Origin of the sequence: Aurantiacibacter rhizosphaerae, from assembly GCF_009807005.1 — a bacterium.
GTDB lineage: Bacteria > Pseudomonadota > Alphaproteobacteria > Sphingomonadales > Sphingomonadaceae > Alteraurantiacibacter > Alteraurantiacibacter rhizosphaerae.
Genome location: NZ_WUBR01000001.1, coordinates 314,085 through 339,543, shown reverse-complemented (window position 1 = coordinate 339,543; position 25,459 = coordinate 314,085). Strand labels below are relative to the sequence as shown.

Below are 25,459 nucleotides of genomic sequence, written 5' to 3'. Positions count from 1 at the left end.
GGCTAGGCAACAATTGACGAAGCGATTTCAGAGCATTGCCAGTGTGGCTGCCTTTCTCGGCGGAATTGTCGGCGGGTCTGGCGCCGTGCTCCTGCCCGCCGTCGCTGCTGCCAAGACGCCGGAAGTAATCGTGAATGCGCAAAGCGATCTGCGCTTCGGCACTTTCATGGTTTTCGGCAGCGGTTCGCGCAATGTTAGCTACACCGGCAATGTCACCGATGTCTCGCTGGTGGCGCTGGAGGGCAATCCCACCGGCCCCGCGCGCTTCACCGTCAGCTATGATCGCGGCAATGAAAGCAAGCATGTCCTCGACATAGAGCTGGAGATGGTGATCTCCACGCCCCCCAGGGTTCGCGATGGCGGGGTGGAGGGCCAATTGTCCGCTTTCGAGACGGACCTTGCCAACACCGGCAGCCTTGCGCCGGGGCAACCCATCCGGGTGGAGCTGCGCAATTGCCGCACGCGCGTCTGCTCCGTCAGTTTCAGTGTGGGTGCCAGGCTGGATGTTACGCGCCAGTTTGGCGGGGCAAACCTCGTGATACCGATCCCCGTGGATGTCACCGTGATCTCCGCCGAAAGACAGGGGCGTTGACCCTGTAATGAGGCTGGCCGCCACGTCTGCTGCCATCGCGTGCTTGGCGTTGATCGTGCCCGCCGCCGCGCAGGCCAATCTGGCAGAGGCGCAGGGGCGCGCCAGCGCGACGATCATCAAGCCATTGAGCGCGCGGCCCCTGCAGGATCTTTCGTTCGGCACGCTGACCGTGGGAAAAAGCGCAGGCGGCGAAGTGCGCGTCAGCTCGTCGGCCTCTCAGGCGGACTATAGCGGCACGGTTACGCCCGCGTGCGGATCCTTGGGAGGTTGCCAGCCGCACCCTGCCCTGTTTGCCGTCACCGGCGAGGCGGATCGATCCTACCGCGTGCAATTGCCCGGCACCATACAGGCGCGCGGCAGCGATTCGGGGCAGGAGCTGGCGGTGTCTGAACTTGAAATGCGCAGCCAGAATCAGGCGTCGCAAGGCTGGCGCGGAACGCTGGATGCCCAGGGCAGGGATGAATTTGCCATCGGCGGCGTGCTGCATGTGCCCGCCGCCACGCGCCCGGATACGTTCCGCGCCGAACTGGCCATCTCCGTCTTCTACGACTGACCATACCGGGCAACGCCCCGGCACATCCCGAAGCATAAGCAGGTCTGCAACCGCCACGAACTGGCGAGCGCATTTCTACGCCTACGGTCAACAGCTTGTTAACTCATACGGATTAACACCTATCTCAAGGCGAGAGGATAGCTAACCAATCTGCTCGCTGCGCCCGAATATTCGAAGACGGGTAATAATTGAGAGACACAGGGGTTTATTGACTATGAAAAAGTTTGCCATTCTTTCGGCAGTCGCCGTTGCAGCGCTCGCAAATCCTGCCCTCGCCGCTCCGGGTGACAGCGATACCGAACTCGGTGCCGCCACTGCTGAAGTTGTTGCTCCGATCACGCTGACGCACACCACCGGCGCCACGCTGGACTTCGGCACCTTCACCACCGGCGACAACGGCGGTACGGTTGTCGTGACGCGCGCCGGCAATGGCAGCGCAACCGGCGACGTTACGCTGGTGCAGGGTTCGGTCGAAGCATCCGACCAGTTCACCGTTGCAGGCGATCCGGGTCGTCGTTTCTCCATCACCACCGGTGCTGGCCAGGTTTCCAACGGCGCGGCTACGCCCGTCACCATGGACTTCACCACCGATGCCCGCGCCAATGAAACGCTGGACACGGCTGGCGACGCAGCATTCTCCGTCGGCGGCACGCTGACTGTTATCGGTGGCGAGCCGGCTGGTGTCTACACCGGTTCCTACTCCGTAACCGTCACCTATAACTAAGCACATCGGGGCGCGGACTGCCTGTCGGCACTTCGCGCCCTAATTGCGTCTGGCTGACACGATAATGAAATTGTCCTTTCCTGCACTTACGGCTGCCAGCCTCGCGATGTGTGCCATCGCGGTGCCCGCTGCTGCGGAGCCGGGGGACACGGCAACCCAGTCAGGCACGACCTCGGCAGAGATTATCGAGCCCGGCGCAATTACCCGGCTGGACGATTTGCGCTTCGCCGCCTTTGCCAGCCCCACGGCTGCCGCAACGATGACGATCACCGCAGACGGTGTCGTCTCCGCAACGGGCGAAGTCGCCACCACGATGAACGCGTTCACCTCTCCCGGCGGGCGCGGACCGGCGCGGTTCCGGATCCAGGGCACGGACAACCGGGCTTTCGTTCCGTTTTTTCCGCGCAGCGTCACGATCACCAATGGCACCAGCACGATGATGGTCGACAAGATGAGCGACAATATTCGCGGCCGCGCGATCCTGGATGAGGATGGCCGCTATATCTATCAGATCGGTGGAACGTTGAACGTCAACGCCAATCAGGAGCCCGGCAATTACCGCGGAGAGTTCACGGTAACTGTGCTTTTTAACTGATCTTCACTTGCCAGAGATTCGGTGTTTTTACATAGAGGCCAAGAGCCAGGTCGGGGTCGGAGCAAATTCATGATTACTGCAGCCCAGAAGCGGAAGCGTATGTTTCTGCCGATCTTTTCGCTGGTCGCTGCCGCGACGGCCGCGCTTGCCCCCCTTCCTGCCGCCGCGCAGGATGCACCGGCATCATCCGATATCGTTGCCCCGCAGGTGCCCGAAGGCTCCGTTGGCGGCATGGGCGATATCAACCTTTATCCAAAGCGCGTGGTGATCGATCGTCGTCAGCGGATCGCCAGCATCGGCCTGTACAACCGGACGATCGACCCCGGCGAGTACGAGATTTCCGTGATGGACATGGTGATGTCTCCCACAGGGGAGGTTTTCCAGCTCGACAATCTGCCGTCTGACGTTCCGACAGACAGGCTGCGCACTGCCAGCGATTTCCTGCGCTGGTCGCCGCGCCGCGTGCGCCTGCTGGGCAGCGAAGCGCAAACCGTGCGCATCATGGCCCGCCCGCCCGCCGATCTGCCCGATGGGGAATACAGGTCGCACTTCCTTGCCGTCTCCGTACCGCAGGATATCGACGAAGGCTTCTCCATCAATGAAGCGGTAAACGGCGGAGAAACCACCGGCCCCGACATCGGCGTTACCATCCGGCCAAGGTTCGGCATTTCCATCCCGGTGATCGTGCGCGTGGGTGAAACCACTCTGGATGTCAGCCTCGACAGCGGTTTCGTGGAAACGCCGGAGGGGCTGGCCATTGCCGTCACCATTTCACGCTCCGGCACGCGATCTGCCTTTGGCGATCTGATCGTGACCGCGCCCGGCGTTGACGAGCCCGTGGCCATTGCGCGCGGCGTGGGCGTGTATCCGGAAATCGATTCCCGGCAAATCATGCTGGGTCTGAACAAGGATTTCGATACCTCGCTCCTCACCCCAGGGACGACGTTGACCGTGACCTATATCGATGATGACTTTGCTCCCGGCGAGACTTTAGCCAGCAGTAACTTCAGCGTGCCGTGAGCGCGCAGGCCGCGTTCAGGCTCCTGGCGCCGATCACCGTCGGCTCGGCGCTGCTCGGGGTCTCGCTGTGCTCGCGGCAGCCGGAACCCCAAAGGGTCGATCTCACCGTACAGGCCGCCACCCATGATGGGCTGACGAAGCCCCAGCGCGGGTCCGCAAAGAAGCGCAAGGGCGACGCAGCATCCTTGGCAGCCGCGCCGATAGACCTGAATTTCGTTCGCGCCAAAACATGGTCTGACCAGGTGTCGGAAGACGCCATCGGGCTGGACCTGACACCGCTGGACCCTGACAAGATCCCCCACGTCGTGCCGCGAGAGCTGGTGGACTCCATCTTCAAACCTGCGGAGCGTTCTGCCGATAGCTCCGCTATACAAATTGCCGGTGGCAGAGAGATTGCCGCCGATCCGCAGGTCCGCGTTATCGGCAGCAATTCAGTGCCAGAGCCGCTGCCCGTTGGCGAAACCTCTATCGGCGCGCTTGCGTCCGCAATCGGCAGTCCGGCAGAACCAATGGTTACGGCGATGCCAACGGACCTGCGCGGGGATCAGCAGCTTGCCTCCGCCGCAGAGTCTGCAGAACCCGGTGCTGCCGCAACGACCGTTGCACCATCGGGGCATACCGCGCCGGGGCTGACACTGCCGGATGGCTGGCGCACGATCCCCCTGCTCGCGCCGGAGCTTCTGGATTCCGTGCAGTTCCTGTCTCCTCCGACGTTGGCAGGCAATTTGCCTCCAGTCGAAAGCACCGTGACCTCGGCCACGTTGCAACCGGAAGTGAGCGAACCAGCCCTTGCACTGGCGGCAGTACCTATTGCCGAACTCGCGCCAGCGGGTGCGCCTGACGAAAGCGAAACTGCGGAATTGGTCACAGTCGCTGTGCCGGTTGCGCAGAATCTCGCCAGCATCGCAGCCGAGGCGCCGCCAGCCGCCGCCGATCCTTTAAATGCGACACCAGCCGCCGCGCTTTCGCCCCCATCTTCTGCAGCTCCGACGATCGAGCAAGAACTGGCACCCACGGCGGCAATCACTTCAGTGCCATTGGCCCCAGCGTCACCATCCCCAAGCGAAGCCGCCCCAGTACCCACAGCAGATGCGCCCGCATCCGACGGCCCAGCTCTGGCCGCTGCGACAGCTGCGGCGGCTGGCGGATTGCCGACCCCGCTGGCGCAGCAGGCCTCCCGCTCTTTCGATCTGACGCCCGGCCAGCAGACCTTTCCCATCCCCGAAGGCGGCCCCGGCTTTACGCTGGATGACGAGCTGATCCTGCAGGTGAAGGTGCGCGGGATCAATGCGACCGACACCATCATCGCCTTCGGCACGCGGGAGGCGATTTATCTGCCGCTGGGAGAACTGGCGATGATCCTGGATCTGGCGATCCGTGTCAGCGACGATGGCAATTATGCCAGCGGCTGGTTCCTGTCGGAAGATCGCACCGTCACCATCGATCTGCGGCAGGGACTGCTGACCACCCCCGACGGGACATTCGAGCTGGAAGACGGCTTGGCACAGGCGTTCGAGGGTGAATTGTACATCCGCACAGAGGCCCTCGCCGCGATCCTGCCCATGGATATCGAGCCCGATTTGCGATCCCAGTCCGTCCTGCTCACCACGCGGGAGCCTTTCCCGTTCGAGGAGAGGATGCGGCGCGAAGCGGACAGGGCGCGGCTCTCGCAAAAGGGCGGACAGGGATCGGAACGAGAGCTCTGGACGCGCGAGGAAACTGCGTGGCTGCCGCTGTCGGTGCCCATCGGCGATCTCGATGCGCGGCTGGTGTCCGACAGCCAGAAGGGCACCCGCGCGGAAACGGATGTGCGCCTGGCCGGCGATCTCGCCTGGATGACTGCGCAGGTCTATCTCAGCGCCAGTTCGCGCGATGGGCTGGTGGCTTCGCTCATCGAAATGGGTCGGCGGGATGTCGATGGCAATCTGCTGGGGCCGCTGGGCGCGACGGAGTTTGCCTTTGGCGATGTGGCCACCGCGCCCATGCCAATGGGTCTTCGCGGCACGTCCGGGCGCGGCGCCTATGTTACCAACCAGCCTTTCGAAAGCTTCTCCGTCTTCGATCAGGTGGATCTGCGCGGCGTGCTGCCGGATGGATATGAGGTGGAGCTTTATCGCAACGGCGTGCTGCTGGGGTCCACTGCGCAGGCCGTGAACGGGCAGTATGAATTCCTGCAGGTGCCGGTCGATTACGGGGTCAACGTGTTCCGTATCGTGTTCTACGGCCCGCAGGGGCAGCGGCGCGAGGAAGTGCGCCGGATCAGCGTGGGAGACGGACGCCTGTCGCCCGGCGCGCTGGAATATTCCTTTGGTGCCGTGCAGAACGGTACCAACGTGCTGGGTGTGCGCGGCCCCGATTTCAGGCCGTCCGTTCGCTATGGTGATTGGCAGGCCGTGGGAGAGGTTTCCTATGGCTTCAATGCTGGCCTAACCGGCGTGGCAAGCGCGGCATTCTTCGAGGATGATGGCGAAGCGCGGTGGATTGCTGCCGCTGGCCTGCGCACCGGGGTGGCGGGCCTTGCCCTGCGCGCGGATGCGGGCATGTCCGATGGCGGAGGCTATGCCACGGGTCTGGGCCTTGGTGGGCAGGCGCTGGGCGGCGCGTTCTCCCTCTCCCACTTCGAATATGGCGGCGGCTTTATCGATGAAGTCCGCAGTTTCACAAGCGATGCGCTGCGCCGGTCGACAGAACTGGATTTCAACACCTCGCTGGGCCTTGCCAGCGGCGTGCTGGGCAACTCGCTGCCGATCAATTTGCGCGCGCGCCATATAGAATTTGCAAATGGCCGGCGGCAGATCGATGCATCCTTGAGGGGGTCGGCCCGCCTGCCCGGCTTTCTTGCATCCCACACCTTCGAATATGGGCGCTCCTCCTCTCCCGGCGGGCGGACGTTCAGCCAGCTGGCGGGCGATTTCAACCTTGCCACCTTCAATCAGTCACGCACGCAGTTCCGCGCATCGCTGGGCTACCAGATCCTGCCGCAGCTGGAACTGACGCAGATTTCCGGCGATGTTGATCACGCACTGGACGACAGGACCGTGCTGCGCGCATCTGCAGGCTATTCCCTGAGGAATGACGAGGTGACCGTCGGCCTTTCCGGCATCCGGGAATTTGACAGGTTCACGCTGGCGCTGGATGGACAATATTCACCGCAGAAAGGCACCTATTCCGCGGCACTGCGCCTGGGCCTTAGCTTTGGCCGCGATCCGCTTCGCCAGCGTTTCTTCATCGCTTCGCCGGGGCAGGCATCGTCGGGCGCGGTTTCCCTGCGCGCGTTTCAGGATCTGGATGGGGATCGCGTCTATGGTCCCGGTGATGTGGCCTTGCCCGATGTCAATTTCATCGCCTTCAACGAAACCTCCACCTCCGATGACGAGGGGTTCGCAAGGCTTGGCGAACTGGGGAACGGCAATCCCGTTGCCGTGCAGGTGGATCCTTCCAGCCTGCCGGATATCGCCATGGCCCCTGTCGACCGCGGGATAGAGATCGTGCCGCGACCGGGCCGCTTCCACGTGCTGGAATTTCCGATCGTGGAGCTGAGCGAGATAGAGGGCACCGTGTTTTTCGTGGAGGGCGAGAACAGGCGCGGCGTATCGGGGCTGCGTATCAAGCTGCAAGGCCTGGAGGATGACAAGGAGTTCTGGGCACGGTCGGAACGCGGCGGCTATTTCTTCTACGAGCAGGTATTGCCCGGCCAGTATGAGGTGGTGATCGACCCGGAGCAGGCAGAGCGGCTGGGCATTTGTCTTGGTAACGAGAACACCGTGACGGTGCCCCCCAGCGGCGATATCATCCAGCAGGATTTCACGGTGCGTAGCTGCACCTAGCCTTGCCGGATCGCCGCATGTCTTGCCGCGGCGTCAACCATATCCGCAAAGGCGATACGAACCGCGTGTCTATCTAATCCCCGCCACCAATCATTCTGGGGGGAATTTCGCGTATGTTCGGCCTGTTCAAAGCAAAAATGGCTCCCGATGGCCCCGTGGAAATCACCAAGGAAGTTGAGATCGAGCGGCCCGCAGCGGAAGTTTATCCGATGGTGGATTTCGACGATCCGCGCAATCACAAGGCCGCTGTTGGCACGGTGACGCGCACCGGCTCCGACACCTTCGACATGGCGCTGGACATGCTGCCGGGCCTGATCTTCCCCATTACGGAGATGGAGGCGGTGCCGGGTCGCAGCTACACCATCGAAAGCATCCTACCGGAAGAGCTGGGCGCGCGGCTGCACAAGACGGTTGAGCGCACGGATATCGAACCGCTGGGCGATGACAGGTGCAAGGTCACGCTGGTGGTGACGGCCTGTTTCCATCCGATGAAGATGAAGCATTACGATCATGAAATCGCCATGATCACCGCTGGATGCCACAACTCGCTTGCCAAGCTGAAGGTTCATGCAGAGCAAGGCGTGGACGTGATCCGCGAGATCGAGGCTGCACAGGCTGCCTAGGCACGCGGTCGATATGATATGGGGGCACTCCGGCATTGACCGTGCCCCCTGCTATGCCTATATCGCCTGCAACGCCGGATAGCTTCGAGCAAGGTGTGCCTTTACGCGGGGGCACTGCCCAGGAAGGAAGTTCCGGCATCTGCGTGAGATAAAACGAATCAAGGCTGCAACGGCGGCACCTCCTGTGGTGCGCCTTTATGCGGCCTTTCGTGCGTCTGCCCTTCCGGGCCGATGGCGTCTCACGGCTTTCCCGCATCCGACAAGATTTTTCCGGCAGCGGCACACGCCACTGCCTACACGCGAAGAAGAGGCCTCGGCTTTCATATGGCAACCCAGTCCGTTCCGGCGACCACCGGCACCAAAAAGAAGCGCATCCGCAAGATTTTCGGCGACGCCCACGAAGTGGTGCAGATGCCGAACCTGATCGAGGTTCAGCGCGAAAGCTATGAGCAGTTCCTGCGGTCCGATCCCTCGATCGGCTATGTTTCCGGTTTGGAAAAGACGCTGCGCAGCGTCTTCCCGATCCGCGATTTCGCAGGCACGGCGGAGCTGGACTTCGTGCATTACGTGCTGGAAGATCCGAAGTACGACACCACTGAATGTCGCCAGCGTGGCATCACCTATGCCGCCCCGATGAAGGTGACGCTGCGCCTCATCGTGTTCGAGGTGGACCAGGAAACCGAAACCCGCTCCGTGCTCGATATCAAGGAGCAGGACGTCTACATGGGCGATATGCCCCTGATGACGGGCAACGGCACCTTCCTGATCAACGGCACGGAACGCGTGATCGTTTCGCAGATGCACCGTTCGCCGGGCGTCCTGTTCGATCATGACCGCGGCAAGACCCACTCCTCCGGCAAGTTCCTGTTCGCTGCTCGCGTGATCCCTTATCGCGGTTCGTGGCTGGATTTCGAATTTGACGCCAAGGACATCGTGAACGTGCGTATCGACCGCAAGCGCAAGCTGCCGGTTACCGCGCTGCTTTATGCCCTGGGCCTCGATAGCGAAGGCATTCTTGATCACTTCTATGACACCGTGACCTGGAAGCGCGGCAAGGACGGCTGGGAAATTCCCTTCGTCGCCGAAGCATGGCGCGGTGCCAAGCCCGCTTTCGCGCTGGTGGATGCCAAGACCGGTGAGGAAGTATTCCCCGCCGGCCAGAAGGTTTCGCCCCGCGCTGCCAACAAGGCAGCCAAGGACGGGCTTGAAACCCTGCTGATCCCGACCGAGGAAATCTTCGGCCGTTATGCCAGCGTGGACCTGATCGACGAGAAGACCGGCCGCATCTACATCGAGGCTGGCGACGAAGTGTCGCCGGAAAACCTTGAGAAGCTGGACGGTGCAGGGATCGATCAGATCGACTTGCTGGATATCGATCACGTCAACACCGGCGCCTGGATCCGCAACACGCTGGAAGCTGACAAGGCCGAGAACCGCGAAGAAGGCCTGGAAGCGATCTACAAGGTCATGCGTCCGGGCGAACCGCCCACCAAGGAAACCGCCGAAGCGCTGTTCGAAGGCCTGTTCTTCGATGCCGAGCGTTACGACCTTTCCGCCGTGGGCCGCGTGAAGCTGAACATGCGCCTTGGCCTGGATGCTGAAGACACCGTCACCACCCTGCGAAAGGAAGATATCCTCGCCGTGGTGAAGGAACTTGTCGATCTGAAGGACGGCAAGGGCGACGTTGACGATATCGACAACCTCGGCAACCGCCGTGTGCGTTCCGTGGGTGAGCTGCTGGAAAACCAGTACCGCGTCGGCCTGCTGCGCATGGAGCGCGCCGTGAAGGAGCGCATGAGCAGCGTGGACGTGTCCACCGTGATGCCGAACGACCTCATCAACGCGAAGCCTGCCGTGGCTGCGGTGCGTGAGTTCTTCGGTTCTTCGCAGCTCTCGCAGTTCATGGACCAGACCAACCCGCTGTCGGAAGTCACCCACAAGCGCCGCGTTTCGGCACTTGGGCCGGGCGGCCTGACGCGTGAACGTGCAGGCTTCGAAGTCCGCGACGTTCATCCCACGCACTATGGTCGTATCTGTCCGATTGAAACGCCGGAAGGCCCGAACATCGGCCTGATCAACTCGCTTTCCACCTTTGCTCGTGTGAACAAGTACGGCTTCATCGAAACGCCGTATCGTTCCGTGAAGGACGGCCAGGTTTCCAGCGAGGTGAACTACCTTTCCGCGATGGAAGAGCAGAAGCACACCGTGGCGCAGGCCTCGGCCGCGCTGGATGCAGACGGCCGCTTCGTTGAAGAGCTGGTCTCCACGCGTGAAAACGGCGAATTCGCGATGAGCCCGAACGAAAACGTCACCCTGATGGACGTTTCGCCAAAGCAGCTCGTCTCGGTCGCCGCATCGCTGATCCCGTTCCTGGAAAACGATGACGCCAACCGCGCATTGATGGGTTCGAACATGCAGCGCCAGGCCGTGCCGCTGGTGAAGGCCGAAGCGCCTTTCGTTGGCACCGGCATGGAAGAAACCGTGGCCCGCGATTCCGGCGCCGCGATTTCCGCCAAGCGTGGCGGCATCGTCGACCAGGTCGACGCTGGCCGTATCGTGATCCGCGCATCGGGTGAGGTGGACACCACCAACCCCGGCGTGGACATCTACACGCTGCAGAAGTTCCAGCGTTCCAACCAGAACACCTGCGTCAACCAGCGTCCGCTGGTGAAGGTGGGCGAGAGCGTGATGGCCGGCGATATCATTGCCGACGGTCCCTCCACCGATCTGGGTGAGCTGGCACTGGGCAAGAATGCGCTCGTCGCCTTCATGCCCTGGAACGGCTACAACTACGAGGACTCCATCCTCATCTCCGAGCGTATCGTGAAGGACGACGTCTTCACCTCGATCCATATCGAGGAATTCGAAGTCATGGCTCGCGATACGAAGCTTGGCCCGGAAGACATCACGCGTGACATTCCCAATGTCGGCGAGGAAGCCCTGCGCAACCTCGACGAGGCGGGCATCGTCTACATCGGTGCAGAAGTGCATCCGGGTGACATCCTGGCCGGCAAGATCACGCCGAAGGGCGAAAGCCCGATGACGCCGGAAGAGAAGCTTCTGCGTGCCATCTTCGGTGAAAAGGCCAGCGACGTGCGCGACACCTCGCTCCGCCTGCCGCCGGGCGTTGCCGGTACGGTTGTGGAAGTTCGCGTCTTCAACCGTCACGGTATCGAGATCGACGATCGTACCCGTGCCATCCAGAACGAGGAAATCGAACGCCTCAAGAAGGATAGCGAAGACGAACGCGCCATCCTGAACCGCGCCACCTACAACCGCCTGCGTGACATGCTGAACGGCCAGACCGCTTCGGCTGCTCCCAAGGGTGTGAAGAAGGGCACGGAAATCACCGACGAGGTGCTGGACAGCGTGGATCGCATCGACTGGTTCAAGTTTGCCGTCGCCGACGACAACATGCAGAGCCAGCTGGAAGCGGTGAAGGGCCAGTATGACGAGGCCGTGAAGGCCATCAAGGACAAGTACGAAGACCGTAAGGAAAAGCTGGAGCGCGGTGACGAGCTGGCTCCGGGCGTACTCAAGATGGTCAAGGTGTTCGTCGCGGTGAAGCGCAAGCTGCAGCCGGGCGACAAGATGGCCGGCCGTCACGGCAACAAGGGTGTGATTTCCCGCATCCTGCCGGAAGAGGACATGCCGTTCCTCGAAGACGGTACGCCCGTCGATATCGTGCTGAACCCGCTGGGTGTGCCTTCGCGTATGAACGTCGGCCAGATCTTTGAAACGCACCTTGGCTTCGCCGCGCGCGGCCTGGGCCTGCAGATCAAGGAACAGCTGGAAGACTGGCGCGTGAACAATCCTGACATCACCACGGGCAAGCCGCCCGAGGTGCTGATGGACAAGCTGCGCGATGTCTATGGCGAGAAGTATTACGACGACATCAACAGCCGCACTAACGAGGAAGTCGCCGAACTCGCCGGTAACCTCGTAACCGGTGTGCCGATGGGTACGCCCGTGTTCGACGGCGCGCGTGAAAGCGACGTGACCGACATGCTGCTGAAGGCAGGCTACGATTCATCGGGCCAGTCCACGCTGTATGATGGCCGCAGTGGCGAGGCGTTCGACCGCAAGGTGACGGTGGGCATTATCTACATGCTGAAGCTGCACCATCTGGTCGACGACAAGATCCACGCCCGCTCGATCGGCCCGTACTCGCTCGTTACTCAGCAGCCGCTGGGCGGCAAGGCGCAGTTCGGTGGCCAGCGTTTCGGCGAGATGGAGGTCTGGGCACTCCAGGCCTACGGCGCCGCTTACACCTTGCAGGAAATGCTGACGGTGAAGTCCGACGACGTGGTCGGCCGCACCAAGGTCTACGAAGCCATCGTCAAGGGCGACGACACCTTCGAGGCCGGCATTCCGGAGAGCTTCAACGTGCTCGTCAAGGAAATGCGCTCGCTGGGTCTCAACGTCGAACTCTCCTCGCTCACCGATGGTGAAGAGGACGAGGACGGCTTCGGCCAGATCGCGGCTGAATAACAGGGTCAGGCGGCCCCAAACCAATCGGATCGGGCCGCCTCCCCGCCACCCTGTGTTAATCCCCCCAAGGGAATTCGAAAAATGAACGAACTGACCAAATTCACCAACCAGCTGGCCAAGCCGGAAACCTTTGACCAGATCCAGATCGGGATCGCGTCGCCAGAGCGTATTCGCAGCTGGTCCTTCGGCGAGATCAAGAAGCCGGAAACCATCAACTACCGCACGTTCAAGCCTGAGCGTGACGGCCTGTTCTGCGCCCGCATTTTCGGCCCCGTGAAGGACTACGAGTGCCTGTGCGGCAAGTACAAGCGCATGAAGTACAAGGGCGTCGTCTGCGAAAAGTGCGGCGTTGAAGTCACCGTCACCAAGGTGCGTCGTGAGCGCATGGGCCACATCGAACTGGCCGCGCCAGTTGCGCATATCTGGTTCCTGAAGTCGCTGCCTTCGCGCATCGGCCTGCTGCTCGACATGCAGCTCAAGCAGCTTGAGCGCGTGCTGTATTTCGAAAGCTACATCGTTACAGAGCCCGGCCTGACGCCGATGGAAAAGTTCCAGCTGCTGACCGAGGACGAGCTTCTCGAAGCGCAGGACGAATATGGCGAAGACGCCTTCAGCGCCGGCATCGGTGCCGAGGCAGTCAAGTTCATGCTGATGGACCTCGACCTGGAACAGGAAAAGGCCGATCTGCTGCATGAGCTGGAGACCACCAAGTCCAAGCTGAAGCCTGCCAAGATCATCAAGCGCCTGAAGGTGGTTGAAAGCTTCATCGAATCGGGCAACCGCCCCGAATGGATGATCCTTGAAGTCGTGCCGGTCATCCCGCCTGAGCTGCGCCCGCTGGTGCCGCTGGACGGTGGCCGCTTTGCGACCTCCGATCTCAACGATCTGTATCGCCGCGTTATCAACCGTAACAACCGCCTGAAGCGCCTGATGGAACTGCGCGCGCCCGATATCATCGTGCGTAACGAAAAGCGCATGCTGCAGGAATCGGTCGACGCCCTGTTCGACAACGGCCGCCGTGGCCGCGTGATCACGGGTGCCAACAAGCGTCCGCTGAAGTCGCTGTCCGACATGCTGAAGGGCAAGCAGGGCCGCTTCCGCCAGAACCTTCTGGGTAAGCGCGTCGACTATTCGGGCCGTTCGGTCATCGTGACCGGTCCTGAGCTGAAGCTGCACCAGTGCGGCCTGCCCAAGAAGATGGCGTTGGAGCTGTTCAAGCCGTTCATCTACGCCCGTCTCGATGCCAAGGGTCTCTCCATGACCCTGAAGCAGGCGAAGAAGTGGGTGGAGAAGGAGCGCAAGGAAGTCTGGGACATCCTGGACGAGGTTATCCGCGAACATCCCGTGCTGCTGAACCGCGCACCGACGCTTCACCGTCTCGGCATCCAGGCGTTCGAGCCCGTGCTGATCGAGGGCAAGGCCATCCAGCTGCACCCGCTCGTCTGCTCGGCCTTCAACGCCGACTTCGACGGTGACCAGATGGCCGTCCACGTGCCGCTTTCGCTGGAAGCCCAGCTGGAAGCACGCGTGCTGATGATGTCCACCAACAACATCCTGTCACCCGCCAACGGCAAGCCGATCATCGTGCCTTCGCAGGACATGGTGCTGGGCCTGTATTACCTTTCGATGGACCGCGAAGGCGAGCCGGGCGAAGGCAAGATCCTTGGCGATATCGACGAGGTGCATCAGGCACTGCACGTTGGTGCGGTTACCTATCACTCCAAGATCACCACCCGCGTCCCGCAAACGGACGAGGCAGGCAAGACCTACATGCAGCGCGTCGAGACCACGCCGGGCCGCATGCTGATCGCCGAATGCCTGCCCAAGAGCCACAAGGTTCCGTTCGAATTCGTCAACAAGCTGCTGACGAAGAAGGACATCGAGAACGTGATCGACCAGGTGTATCGCCACACCGGTCAGAAGGACACGGTGCTGTTTGCCGATGCCATCATGACGCTGGGCTTCCGCCACGCGTTCAAGGCCGGCATCTCCTTCGGCAAGGACGACATGATCATTCCGGACACCAAGGACGGGATGATCGATGAAACCAAGGCGCTGGTTGCCGATTACGAGCAGCAGTACCAGGACGGTTACATCACCGGCCAGGAGAAGTATAACAAGGTCATCGACGCGTGGAGCCGTTGCGGCGACCAGGTGGCAGCCGCCATGATGGAAGAGATCAAGGCGACACCGAAGGACGAGAACGGCCGCGAGGCACAGATCAACTCGATCTACATGATGAGCCACTCCGGCGCACGTGGTAGCCCGGCACAGATGAAGCAGCTGGCTGGTATGCGCGGCCTGATGGCCAAGCCTTCGGGCGAGATCATCGAGACGCCGATCATCAGTAACTTCAAGGAAGGCCTGACCGTTCTTGAATACTTCAACTCCACCCACGGCGCGCGTAAGGGCCTGGCGGATACGGCGCTCAAGACGGCAAACTCGGGTTACCTGACCCGCCGCCTTGTGGACGTGTCGCAGGACTGCACGATCGTCGAGAACGATTGTAAGACCGACAATGCACTGGAGATGCGCGCCATCGTCCAGGGCGGCAGCGTGATTGCATCGCTGGGCGAGCGTATCCTGGGCCGCACCGTGGCAGAGGATATCGTGAACGTCGCCACGGACGAGGTGATCGTGAAAGCGGGCACCATGGTGGACGAACCGATGGCAGCCGCCATCGAGGAAGCCGAAGTGCAGCAGGCGAAGATCCGCTCTCCGCTGGTGTGCGAAGCCGAGATGGGCGTTTGCGCCACCTGCTATGGCCGCGACCTTGCTCGCGGTACGCCGGTGAACATCGGTGAAGCTGTCGGCGTTATCGCTGCACAGTCCATCGGTGAGCCGGGCACGCAGCTGACCATGCGTACCTTCCACATCGGCGGCGCGGCACAGGTGAACGAAACCAGCCACTTGGAAAGCATCTCCGACGGCAAGATCGTGTATCGCGACATGCCCACCATCACCGACAAGAAGGGCCGCCGCCTGTCGCTGGCCCGCAACGGTGAGATGGTCGTTGTCGATGCGGAGGGCCGCGAACGCGCGATCCACCGCGTGCCTTACGGCACCGTGCTCATGTTCGAGGACGGAGAGAAGGTGAAGGAAGGCGATCGCCTGGCAGAGTGGGACCCGTTCACCCTGCCAATCATCACCGAACAGGCCGGCCTCGTGCGCTATCAGGATCTTGTCGAAGGCAAGACGCTGGAAGAACGCGTGGACGAAGCCACCGGTATCGCCCAGCGTGTGGTCATCGAATATCGCGCCGCCGGTCGTTCCAAGAAGGAAGACCTGCGTCCGCGTATGACCCTGATCGGCGAAGACGATGCCAAGGGCGCATCCAGCAAGGACGAGGATACCGAGGCACAGCGTTACATGCTGGCACCGGGCACCACGCTCTCTGTGGAAGATGGCCAGGCCGTGCAGGCGGGTGACATTCTTGCCCGTGCATCGCGGGAAGCCGCCAAGACGCGCGACATCACCGGCGGTCTGCCGCGTGTTGCCGAGCTGTTCGAAGCGCGTATTCCCAAGGATGCAGCCGTGATCGCCAAGATCAGTGGCCGGATGGAATTCATCCGTGACTACAAGGCCAAGCGCAAGATCGCCATCGTTCCGGAAGAGGGCGAACCAGTCGAGTACCTGATCCCCAAGACCAAGGTGATCGACGTGCAGGAAGGCGACTTCGTCAAGAAGGGCGACACGCTGATTTCCGGCTCGCCCAACCCGCATGACATCCTAGAGGTCATGGGCGTTGAAGCGCTGGCGGAATTCCTCTGCACCGAAATCCAGGAAGTCTATCGACTGCAGGGCGTTCGCATCAACGACAAGCACATCGAGGTGATCGTTCGCCAGATGCTGCAGAAGGTTGAGATCACCGATGGTGGCGACACCGTGCTGCTGCCCGGCGAACAGGTCGACCTGGAAGAAATGAAGGAAGAGAACGCAAAGCTGACACGGAGCAAGACCCCGGCGCAAGGCACGCCGATCCTGCTTGGCATCACCAAGGCCAGCTTGCAGACCCGTTCGTTCATCTCTGCCGCTTCGTTCCAGGAAACCACCCGCGTGCTGACGCAGGCGGCGGTCGAAGGAAAGAAGGATACGCTGGTCGGCCTGAAGGAAAACGTGATCGTTGGCCGCCTGATCCCTGCCGGTACCGGCGCGGGCATGAACCGTATGCGGGTGACGGCATCGTCACGCGACGCGGCTCTGCGCGCCCAGTACAAGAAGATGCAGGACGCGCTGGTCGCCGCCGAAGAAGCTGCCAAGGAAGAGGCCGTAGTTGCGGCCAACTCCGCGGAAGAACAGCACGAGGCGGAACTGGCCCGCGATCCGGCAGATGCCGCAACCGGCGATGCCACCATGGCCACCATGGTGGATAGCGGTGAAGGCACCGATGCGGATGCAGGCGAGTACAAGCGCGAAGACGAAGGCACCGAGCCTGAAGCTATCGCCAAGAATGACGATTCCGACAGCTAAGGCTGATCGCCAATCATTCGGCAAACATGTAAAAGGCCCCGGCGGAGCGATCCGCCGGGGCCTTTTTCTTTGCCCGGAGTGTTGGGCCTGGAGTATTGGATTGCCATGAGACTGATCGAGATTGCCACCCTTGCAACTGCCGTCCTCGCGTTGGCAGCCTGCTCTTCAGAGAGTGAGCCAGAGGAGCAGGTCGCCACGCTTCCCGCGCCCGGCGGAATAGAGAACCCGCCCCCTGCCCCGCCGACCACTCCAATTTCTCCCATTGAAACACTGGCTGGAGAATGGCGCGTTGCGGGCATCGACGGGGAGGAACTGGATGAAGCTTATGGCTTGGCACTCAGTGCGGATGACGCAGATATCTGGTGGGAGCCGCGCTGCGCGAACGTCGCTTTTGGTTATCGGATCGACGGCCTCAATCTGGAAACCGGTACTGCTGAATCCTTCGCTACTGTCGGGCCGGATGGAAATCCGCCGCCTATCTGCACGGTCGGCAAACCGGCGCGCCTTGCCGATGTGACGCGGGCGCTGGATCTGGCGGAAACGGTGGGACGCACACCTTCCAACGGCGTGCTCATAGAAGGCGGCGGTCACTCGGTGCTGTTGTTCTCGCAATAGACGGTCCGAGCATTCACGGCTTCGCCCCGACAGGGCATCTCGTCATCGTCAAGATACCGCGCTAGAGGGGCGCGCATGACTGTGAAAACCCGCTTCGCCCCATCGCCCACGGGCCGCCTGCATGTCGGCAATATCCGCACCGCGCTGCACAACTGGATGCTGGCGCAAAAGCATGGCGGCAGCTTCATGCTGCGCATCGACGATACCGATGCAGAGCGGAGTGAAGAGCATTATGTCGACGCCATCCACGCAGACCTGGAATGGCTGGGCATCAAGCCTGAAGGGCAGGAACGGCAGTCGGCGCGGCTGGCTCTTTATGATCAGGCGTTCGAAACCCTGCGCGCTGCGGGCCGCATATATCCGGCATATGAGACACAGCAGGAACTGGAGCTGAAGCGCAAGATACAGCTGGGCCGCGGCTTGCCGCCGATTTACGACCGCGGTGCTCTGAAGCTGACCGACGAAGATCGCACTTCCAAGGAGGCAGAGGGCATCGCCCCGCACTGGCGTTTCAAGCTGGACCATGACGAGGCCATCACCTGGGAAGATGGCGTGCGCGGCCCGCAGAAATTCGACGCGGCGCAGCTTTCGGACCCGGTGATCCGCCGCGCAGACGGATCATGGCTCTACATGCTGCCCAGCTGCGTGGACGATATCCATATGGGCATCACCGATGTGCTGCGCGGGGAGGATCACGTGTCCAACACCGCCGTGCAGGTGCAGATGTTCACCGCGCTGAACGCCGCCCCGCCCCGCTTCGCGCATGAGGCGCTGCTGGTGGGCAAGGAGGGCAAGCTGTCCAAGCGCTTAGGTTCGCTGGGGTGTGACGCCTTTCGGGAGCGCGGCATAGAGCCCGAAGCCCTGATCGCGCTGCTGGCCCGGCTGGGCACCAGCATGCCGGTGGAACCGATTGCCGCGCGCGAGGCTTTGGTGGACACCTTCGATCTCTCGACTTTCGGCCGCGCGCCCGCCAAGTTTGACGATACAGAACTGGATCGCATCAATGCCGCCATCGTGCACCAGCTGGATTATGCCGATGTGAAGGATCGCCTGCCCGGCGGCATGGATGAGGCGGCATGGCACGCCATCCGGCCCAATCTGGAAAAGGTGGATGATGTGGCGGAATGGTGGGGCATCGTCACCGGCCCGGTGGAGCAGCCTGCATTCGAAGCCGAAGATCGCCAGTATCTGGCGCAGGCGGCAGAGGCGCTTGTCTGGTCTGACAACCCTTGGGGTGATCTCACCGCCAGCCTGAAGCAGAGCACGGGCCGCAAGGGCAAGCCGCTGTTCCTGCCACTGCGGCAGGCGCTGACGGGCATGAACCACGGCCCGGACATGGCCGAATTGTTGCCGCTGATCGGGCAGGACGAGGCGCGCGCGCGTTTGCGCACCGCAGCAGGCTGATCTTTTTGCAGTTGCTCACTTGACGTTAAGCGCGCAGCCACTAGATGCGCGATGATACAACGTAACTTGCAACCGCGAAGGCCCCCCAATGATCCGTAAATCTGCCCTGCTTCTGGCCGGTATCGCCCTCCCGTATCAAGCGATGGCGCAGGAGGTGCCGCAAACTTCGCCGCAGCCGGAAGAGCAGCCCGGAGAGCAACAGGGCGACAGCGCGGACCCCGCCATCGAACCGGGCAATGATGATTTCCACGGCACCATCTATGTCACCGCCAGCGGCGTGGACCGGCTGGACGTGATCGCGGGCACATCCGTGCTTTCGGGCATGGACTTGCAACGCGAAAGCACGGGCCAGGTCGGCGATATGCTAGCCAGTCTGCCCGGCGTGGAGGCCAGCGGCTTCTCTCCCGGTGCATCCCGCCCCATCCTGCGCGGCTTTGGCGGTGATCGTGTGCGCGTGCTGATCGACGGGATCGGCACCATCGATGCCTCCGGCGCGTCAGACGATCACGCCGTGGCCGTCGATCCGCTGATCGCGGAACGGATCGAGGTTCTGCGCGGCCCCGCCGTGCTGCTGTACGGCAGCCAGGCCATCGGCGGCGCGGTCAACGTGATTACCAAGCGTATCCCGCCCGGCATTCCGGATGAACCGTTCCACCTCGATATGCTGGGCGGCGTGGACAGCGCCACCGGCCTGTGGGAAGGCGGCGTATCGCTCGACACCAAGGTGACGGACAATCTGGTGTTCCATGTGGACGGATCATATCGCAACACCGACGATATCGAGATTCCGGGCTTTGCCGCCTCCAAGTACCTGCGCGCCGATCTGCTGGCCGATGCCGCAGAGGAAGAGGACGAAGGTGAGTTCGAGGAAGCAGAGGAATTGCGCGAGGCTGCCAATATCTCTGGCACCGTGCCCAACACCTATACCGAAACATGGTCTGCCGGCACCGGCTTCGCCCTGTTCTCCGGCGAGAGCAACTTCGGCGTCTCCTTCGATTATTATGACACCAATTACGGCGTGCCCGGCGCGCCCGGCGTTGGCCATCATCACCATGCCGAAGAAGAGCATGACCACGAAGGCGAAGATGATCACGATCACGAGGAAGAGCATGGCGGGGACGAGGGGGAGGAAAACGTCTCCATCGGCCTGAAACGCTATCGCGCCGATTTCCGCGCAGACATCGATCTGGGTGACGGGTTCTTCGACGCGCTCCAGTCCCGTGTCGGCTATTCCAACTATACCCACACCGAATTCGAGGGCGCCGAGGTCGGCACCGTGTTCGATGTGGAGGGCGTTGAAGGCCGGCTGGAACTGGTGCAATCGCGCCGCGGCAACTGGGGCGGCGCAACGGGCGTGCAATTCTCCGCGCAGGATTTCGTCGCCACCGGCGCAGAAGCCTACATCCCGCCCAACAATGTGGAATCGCTCGCGCTCTTCACCTTGCAGGAACTCTACTTCGGCCCCTTCGAGCTGGAAGCGGGCGCCCGCTACGAAAACACGTCTATCGACGCTTCGACCCTGGGGCTGGAACGCAACTTCGATACATTCTCCGGCTCCATCGGCGGCGGCTACACGCTGTTCGATGATTTCCGCGCCGGGCTGAATGTCTCCCGCACCGAACGCGCGCCCACTGCGGCGGAACTGTTCGCCGAAGGTCCGCATATCGCGACGCAGCAGTTCGAGATCGGCAATTCCTCGCTCACCAAGGAAAGCAGCTGGGGCGCAGAAGGCTATGTCCGCGGCGAAATCGGCGAAGTGAAGGTAAACGCCAGCGTCTATCGCAACTGGTTCGACAATTTCATCTACCTTGTCGCCACGGGAGAAGAGGAAGACGATTTGCCCGTCTTCGCCTTCCTGCAGCAGGATGCAGACCAGTGGGGCGCGGAAGCGCAAATCACCTTCCCGGTGATCGAGGGGAGAGACTTCTCCCTGCTGGGCGATCTTCGCGGCGCCTACACCAGGGTGGAACTGGACGATGGCACCAACGCCCCGCGCGTTCCCCCGCTCAGCCTGTATGGCGCGCTGGAAGGCCGGTGGGAGCATTTCGATCTGCGCGGCGAAGTGGAATGGTATGACGATCAGACCAAGATCGCCCCGTTCGAAACGCCGACCGATGGTTTCACCATGGTCAACGCATCACTGGGATGGCACCCGTTCGAAGGGCGCGAGAACCTGACCTTTATCGCGCAGGTGGACAATATCTTCGATGTCGAAGGGCGTCGCCACACCAGCTTCACGAAGGAATTCGTGCCGATGGTGGGCCGCAACTTCAAGCTGACCGCAAGGGCAAGCTTCTAGAGAGCCTGCCATCTTGAGCCTCGGGAGCGCAGCGATCGCAAGCGCAGATGCGCGCCCGGACTCACACTGCGAAAATCATTCAAACCTCGTCGTAATGGAACGGCGCGATGACCGCCTTGGGGTGCGCTTCATATTCGAAGCTTGGTGGCCTGTCGGGCTGCACGCCCTCGGTAGAGCGTAACAGCGGCACGCCGCCCCGGTGCCAGCCCTCGTCATATTCGCAGTAGAAATTGATGATGCCGTGCAGCGATGCGATGCGCCACTTGCCGCGCTCTCGCACATAGCTGTTCTCGTAAGTCGCTTCGCCCCAGCGCCCCTCGCGCCCGATGAAGCCCACCATCATCAGCGTGCGCCAGCGGCCCTTTGCCGTGCCGGCCGCGCTGTCGATATGCAGCACGGGCTGCAACTGCATGTGGTTGTAGATCGTGCCGTCGCCATATTCCGGCAGGCGGCCAAGGTATTCGCGCACCCTCGCCCGCCCCACGTAGACACCGCGCCCGGCAATCTCCAGCGTGCCCTCGTCGGCGAACAAGTTCGCCGCCTTGTCCCACAATCCCTTGTCGACATAATAGCCGTAGGCGCCCTGCAGGTTCACCAGTTCGCGATAGTCCTCCGCCGCCAGCGCGCGCGCTTCCAGCGCCTCGATCCGGGCCAGCAGTTCCTCAGGTGTCGGCATGTGCATCCTCCTCTCCTGCGAGGAAGGATTACCTCACAGGCGCGGCAGCGTCACCCCGCGCTGGCCCATGTATTTGCCCGCCCTGTCGGCATAAGTGACTTCGGGCCGTTCATTGCCCTGCAGGAACAGGAACTGGCACGCGCCCTCATTGGCGTAGATGCGCGCGGGCAGCGGTGTGGTATTGGAAAATTCCAGCGTGACGTGCCCTTCCCAGCCCGGCTCCAGCGGGGTGACGTTCACGATGATGCCGCAGCGTGCATAGGTGCTTTTGCCAAGGCAGATCACCAGCACATCCTCCGGCACGCGAAAATATTCCACCGTGCGGGCCAGGGCGAAGGAATTGGGCGGGATAACGCAGACATCGGTCTTGCGGTCCACCAGGCTGTCACCATCAAAATCCTTGGGATCGACGATAGTGGAATTCACATTGGTGAAGATCTTGAACTCGTCCGCCACGCGCGCGTCATAGCCAAAGGAGGACAGGCCGTAGGAGATGCACCCGTCGCGCCGCTGGCTTTCCACGAACGGCTCTATCATGCCCTTCGATTGCGCCTGTTCCCGAATCCATTTGTCTGAAAGTATAGCCATGCGGCAGGGATTCCCCACTGGCGCGGCAAGGGCAAGCGGCCAGTCGGAAATATCCCCTCTCCTGTCTGCCCGAATAGATGCGGGACGCGGGTTATCACAGGCGTTTCGGCGCGGCTGGTGCGATAGTGGCAGAACAATCGCTGGATAAACCACCCATCGTGCCTAGGCCGAATCGGCAGCGCCCCCTATCCCTCTTGGCGTGAAAGCGGAAATCGAGATCGGCAAGGACGCGCACGGCACCGCCGTGACGGTGGACGTGGAGGAATTGCTCGCCACGCGCCTGCTGGTGCAGGGCAATTCCGGCAGCGGCAAATCCCACCTGCTGCGCCGCCTGCTGGAACAGAGCGCCGGTATGGTGCAGCAGGTCATCATCGATCCTGAAGGCGATTTCGTATCGCTGGCAGACCATTTCGATCACGTGGTGGTGGAAGGCGCCAGCTATTCCTCGCGCGAGATAGAGGCGCTGGCAGGCCGTATCCGCCAGCACCGTGCCTCTGTCGTGCTGGCGCTGGAGGATCTGGAGGTGGAGCAGCAGATCCGCTGCGCCGCGCAATTCCTCACCGCCCTGTTCGATGCCCCGCGCGAACACTGGTTTCCCGCCCTTGTGGTGGTGGACGAGGCGCAAATGTTCGCGCCCGCCGCTGCCGGTGAAATGGCAGAGGACACGCGCCGCCTAACGCTGTCCGCGATGACCAATCTGATGTGCCGTGGCCGCAAGCGCGGGCTTGCCGGGATCGTGGCGACGCAACGGCTGGCCAAGCTGGCAAAGAACGTGGCGGCAGAGGCCAGCAATTTCCTGATGGGCCGCACATTCCTCGATATCGACATGCAGCGCGCGGCGGACCTGCTGGGCATGGACCGCAAGCAGGCAGAGCGTATCCGCGATCTGCAGCGCGGCCATTTCCTCGGCCTTGGCCCGGCGGTCAGCCGTCGCCCTGTGGCCGTGCATATCGGCGAAGTGAAATCGGGCGGCAAGAATGGCGCGGCGGCGCTTACACCCCTGCCGCAGGCCGATGCTGCGGCAATGGGCGAATTGCTGCATGCCGATCTGGCGGAAGAAGCTGCGGAAAAGGTGCACCAGCCGCCCCCGCCACCGCCGCCCGCGCCGCCTCCGGTGGAGGAACTGGCGCAGAGCATGGCCGCCAAGGCAGAGCCGGAAGAAACGCTCTCTGCCGAAACCACGGCGGGTGATGTGGACAGCGTGCTGGCCGAAATGGCGGCAGAGGAAGGCGCCACCTTCCGCCCTATCGCCACATCCTTTCGCGATTTCGCCACCCGTTGCCGCCATCAGGGCGTGGCTTCGGCGCATATCGATATGCCCACCTTTCGCCGCATGTTCGCCTTTGCCAGCGCCGGTATCGGCATGCTGGAAGAACAGCAGAGAGAGCGCGTGGAAGCCATGGCGCAGAACGTGGCGGACGATGTGCTTGCCCCCTATCTCGCCATCGTGATTTCCGCCGCGCGCGGCCACGGCACGCCGGACGAGGATCACCTTGCCCGCGTCTACGGCACGGCCTCCCCCGGCAGAATCCGCCGTTTGCTGGAGCATCTGGAGAAGACCGGCCTGATCTCCGTGCACGAGGATTTCGGCGGGGACCGGACCATCACCATCCCCGGCATAGAGGATGTGATGGCCTGAGCGCGCTTGCCCATTGGCCCTGACTGGCTAAGCTCGCGGTCAGGCGCAAATATGCGCAAGCCAATGAGGAATGCCATGCCGATCACTGCTCGCCTTGCCATCTGCGCCGCCGCTCTTGCGCTGGCCGCACCCGCTTCAGCGCAAGATAACTGGGTTGCCAGCTGGACCGCGTCCCCGCACGCACCGCTAGGCGGTGAAGGGCCGTTCGCCGCTGCCGAATATGACGATGTCACCATCAGCCAGGTGCTGCGCCTTTCAGAAGGCGGGGACAGGCTGCGGGTCCGCCTCTCCAATCGCTATGGCGAGCACCCGCTGCATATCGGGCAGGCGCGCATCGTGCTGCTGGATGCCGATGGCGTGGAGGTTGCAGGCAGCAGCCGCCCGCTCACCTTTGGCGGGCAGGCAGCCGCCGTCATCCCGCGCGGCGCGCCTTTCGCCAGTGATACTGTGGCGCTGGACACGCAGGATTTCGACAAGGTGAAGGTGGAGTTCTACCTGCCGGAAGCCACCGGCCCCTGTACCTGTCACCTTACCGGGCTGGATACACTAGCGGTATCGGCACAAGGCAATCACGTGGGCGAGGAATGGGAGCCAGCCTCCACCGGCAATCACCGCGCCTTCCTGTCCGTGGTGGAAGTGTATTCGGATGATGCGCTGGGCACAATTGTCACCTATGGCGATTCCATCACCGATGGCGTCGGCTCCACGCCCGGAAAAGATCGCCGCTGGCCCGATGTACTGGCAGAGCGGCTGGAGGCGGCAGGCCTTGAATATGCCGTCGCCAACGCCGGGATCAGCGGCAACCGCGTGCTCAGCCCCGGCTTGGGCGAAAGCGCGCTGGCGCGGCTGGACGAGGATGTGCTGAGCCTGCCGAACGTCACGCATATGATCGTATTCGTCGGCGTGAACGATATCGGCAATCGCTTTGGCGGCGCGTTCGATAATCCGGACGGCGGCTTCCTGGGCATGGACATGGACCAGCCCGATATCGATGCAGACCAGATGATCGCCGGTTTCCGCCAGATCATTGCCCGCGCGCATGCAGAAGGGATCAAGGTCATCGGCTCCCCCATCGGCCCATACAAGGGCGCGATGTACTGGACCGAGGAAGGCGAAGCAGCGCGGCAGGCCGTCAACGACTGGATCGTGAATTCCGGCGAGTTTGACGCGGTGGTGCGTCTGGATACCGCCTTCGCCGATCCGGACGATCCTGCACAGATGCGCGCAGATTATCACATGGGCGATTATCTGCACGGCTCCGACGCAGGGCTGCGCGCGGTGGGCGAAAGCATCGATCTGTCGCTGTTCCAGCCGGAATAAGCTGCGGGCTTGTTGATGAGGTT

General features: G+C 62.3%; 16 protein-coding genes. 14 read left to right on the top strand and 2 right to left on the bottom strand.

The genetic code is table 11. The features are described from left to right. Positions 1–13 precede the first annotated feature (13 nt). From GRF63_RS01610 to GRF63_RS01555, 12 genes are all read left to right on the top strand, one after another. Positions 14–592, top strand: a complete 579-nt coding sequence (locus GRF63_RS01610; RefSeq protein ID WP_160484267.1) for a DUF4402 domain-containing protein — start codon at positions 14–16, stop codon at positions 590–592. 7 nt (positions 593–599) lie between these two features. Continuing rightward, positions 600–1,145, top strand: coding sequence for a DUF4402 domain-containing protein (locus GRF63_RS01605; RefSeq protein ID WP_160484266.1), 546 nt, complete (start codon positions 600–602; stop codon positions 1,143–1,145). A gap of 214 nt (positions 1,146–1,359) precedes the next feature. Next, entirely contained in the window at positions 1,360–1,869 is a 510-nt protein-coding gene (locus GRF63_RS01600) for a DUF4402 domain-containing protein (RefSeq protein ID WP_160484265.1), read from the top strand. Positions 1,870–1,933: 64 nt separating this feature from the next. After that, complete coding sequence (locus GRF63_RS01595; protein ID WP_160484264.1) at positions 1,934–2,464, top strand: DUF4402 domain-containing protein; 531 nt, start codon at positions 1,934–1,936, stop codon at positions 2,462–2,464. Positions 2,465–2,533: 69 nt separating this feature from the next. Beyond that, a complete protein-coding gene (locus tag GRF63_RS01590; RefSeq protein ID WP_237392249.1) occupies positions 2,534–3,484 on the top strand; it encodes a fimbrial biogenesis chaperone in 951 nt (316 codons plus the stop codon). Beyond that, positions 3,481–7,311, top strand: coding sequence for a hypothetical protein (locus GRF63_RS01585; protein WP_160484263.1), 3,831 nt, complete (start codon positions 3,481–3,483; stop codon positions 7,309–7,311). Before GRF63_RS01590 ends, GRF63_RS01585 begins: the two co-directional genes overlap by 4 nt. Positions 7,312–7,448: 137 nt before the next feature. Continuing rightward, entirely contained in the window at positions 7,449–7,934 is a 486-nt protein-coding gene (locus GRF63_RS01580) for an SRPBCC family protein (RefSeq protein WP_160484262.1), read from the top strand. Positions 7,935–8,258: 324 nt separating this feature from the next. Continuing rightward, entirely contained in the window at positions 8,259–12,425 is a 4,167-nt protein-coding gene (gene rpoB, locus GRF63_RS01575; RefSeq protein WP_160484261.1) for a DNA-directed RNA polymerase subunit beta, read from the top strand. 81 nt (positions 12,426–12,506) lie between these two features. Beyond that, complete coding sequence (rpoC, locus tag GRF63_RS01570; protein WP_160484260.1) at positions 12,507–16,895, top strand: DNA-directed RNA polymerase subunit beta'; 4,389 nt, start codon at positions 12,507–12,509, stop codon at positions 16,893–16,895. Between the two features lie 105 nt (positions 16,896–17,000). Next, positions 17,001–17,510 (top strand): hypothetical protein, encoded by a 510-nt coding sequence (locus tag GRF63_RS01565; RefSeq protein WP_160484259.1) that lies wholly within the window; start codon positions 17,001–17,003, stop codon positions 17,508–17,510. A 75-nt stretch (positions 17,511–17,585) separates the two neighbouring features. Next, a complete protein-coding gene (gltX, locus tag GRF63_RS01560; protein WP_160484258.1) occupies positions 17,586–18,914 on the top strand; it encodes a glutamate--tRNA ligase in 1,329 nt (442 codons plus the stop codon). Between the two features lie 88 nt (positions 18,915–19,002). Then, positions 19,003–21,213, top strand: a complete 2,211-nt coding sequence (locus tag GRF63_RS01555; RefSeq protein ID WP_160484257.1) for a TonB-dependent receptor — start codon at positions 19,003–19,005, stop codon at positions 21,211–21,213. A 79-nt stretch (positions 21,214–21,292) separates the two neighbouring features. On the opposite strand, the gene GRF63_RS01550 is transcribed toward GRF63_RS01555, so the two are convergent. Next, positions 21,293–21,889 carry a nuclear transport factor 2 family protein gene (locus GRF63_RS01550; RefSeq protein WP_160484256.1) on the bottom strand — a complete coding sequence of 199 codons (597 nt, stop codon included), beginning with the start codon at positions 21,887–21,889 and terminating at the stop codon, positions 21,293–21,295. Positions 21,890–21,922: 33 nt separating this feature from the next. Further along, on the bottom strand, positions 21,923–22,477 hold the full coding sequence (gene dcd / locus GRF63_RS01545; protein WP_160484255.1) for a dCTP deaminase: 555 nt from the start codon (positions 22,475–22,477) through the stop codon (positions 21,923–21,925). 199 nt (positions 22,478–22,676) lie between these two features. On the opposite strand from dcd, the gene GRF63_RS01540 reads away from it, so the two are divergent. Together GRF63_RS01540 and GRF63_RS01535 are read left to right on the top strand one after the other, a co-directional pair. Further along, entirely contained in the window at positions 22,677–24,116 is a 1,440-nt protein-coding gene (locus GRF63_RS01540) for a helicase HerA domain-containing protein (protein ID WP_160484254.1), read from the top strand. Between the two features lie 75 nt (positions 24,117–24,191). Then, positions 24,192–25,436, top strand: a complete 1,245-nt coding sequence (locus GRF63_RS01535; protein ID WP_160484253.1) for a GDSL-type esterase/lipase family protein — start codon at positions 24,192–24,194, stop codon at positions 25,434–25,436. Positions 25,437–25,459: the final 23 nt, after the last annotated feature.

Bases quoted from the DNA above. Each gene is read 5' to 3' on its own strand.
- GRF63_RS01605 (WP_160484266.1), top strand. From the start codon at position 600: ATGAGGCTGGCCGCCACGTCTGCTGCCATCGCGTGCTTGGCGTTGATC.
- GRF63_RS01600 (WP_160484265.1), top strand. From the start codon at position 1,360: ATGAAAAAGTTTGCCATTCTTTCGGCAGTCGCCGTTGCAGCGCTCGCA.
- GRF63_RS01595 (WP_160484264.1), top strand. From the start codon at position 1,934: ATGAAATTGTCCTTTCCTGCACTTACGGCTGCCAGCCTCGCGATGTGT.
- GRF63_RS01590 (WP_237392249.1), top strand. From the start codon at position 2,534: ATGATTACTGCAGCCCAGAAGCGGAAGCGTATGTTTCTGCCGATCTTT.
- GRF63_RS01580 (WP_160484262.1), top strand. From the start codon at position 7,449: ATGGCTCCCGATGGCCCCGTGGAAATCACCAAGGAAGTTGAGATCGAG.
- rpoB (WP_160484261.1), top strand. From the start codon at position 8,259: ATGGCAACCCAGTCCGTTCCGGCGACCACCGGCACCAAAAAGAAGCGC.
- rpoC (WP_160484260.1), top strand. From the start codon at position 12,507: ATGAACGAACTGACCAAATTCACCAACCAGCTGGCCAAGCCGGAAACC.
- GRF63_RS01565 (WP_160484259.1), top strand. From the start codon at position 17,001: ATGAGACTGATCGAGATTGCCACCCTTGCAACTGCCGTCCTCGCGTTG.
- gltX (WP_160484258.1), top strand. From the start codon at position 17,586: ATGACTGTGAAAACCCGCTTCGCCCCATCGCCCACGGGCCGCCTGCAT.
- GRF63_RS01555 (WP_160484257.1), top strand. From the start codon at position 19,003: ATGATCCGTAAATCTGCCCTGCTTCTGGCCGGTATCGCCCTCCCGTAT.
- GRF63_RS01550 (WP_160484256.1), bottom strand. From the start codon at position 21,889: ATGCCGACACCTGAGGAACTGCTGGCCCGGATCGAGGCGCTGGAAGCG.
- dcd (WP_160484255.1), bottom strand. From the start codon at position 22,477: ATGGCTATACTTTCAGACAAATGGATTCGGGAACAGGCGCAATCGAAG.
- GRF63_RS01535 (WP_160484253.1), top strand. From the start codon at position 24,192: ATGCCGATCACTGCTCGCCTTGCCATCTGCGCCGCCGCTCTTGCGCTG.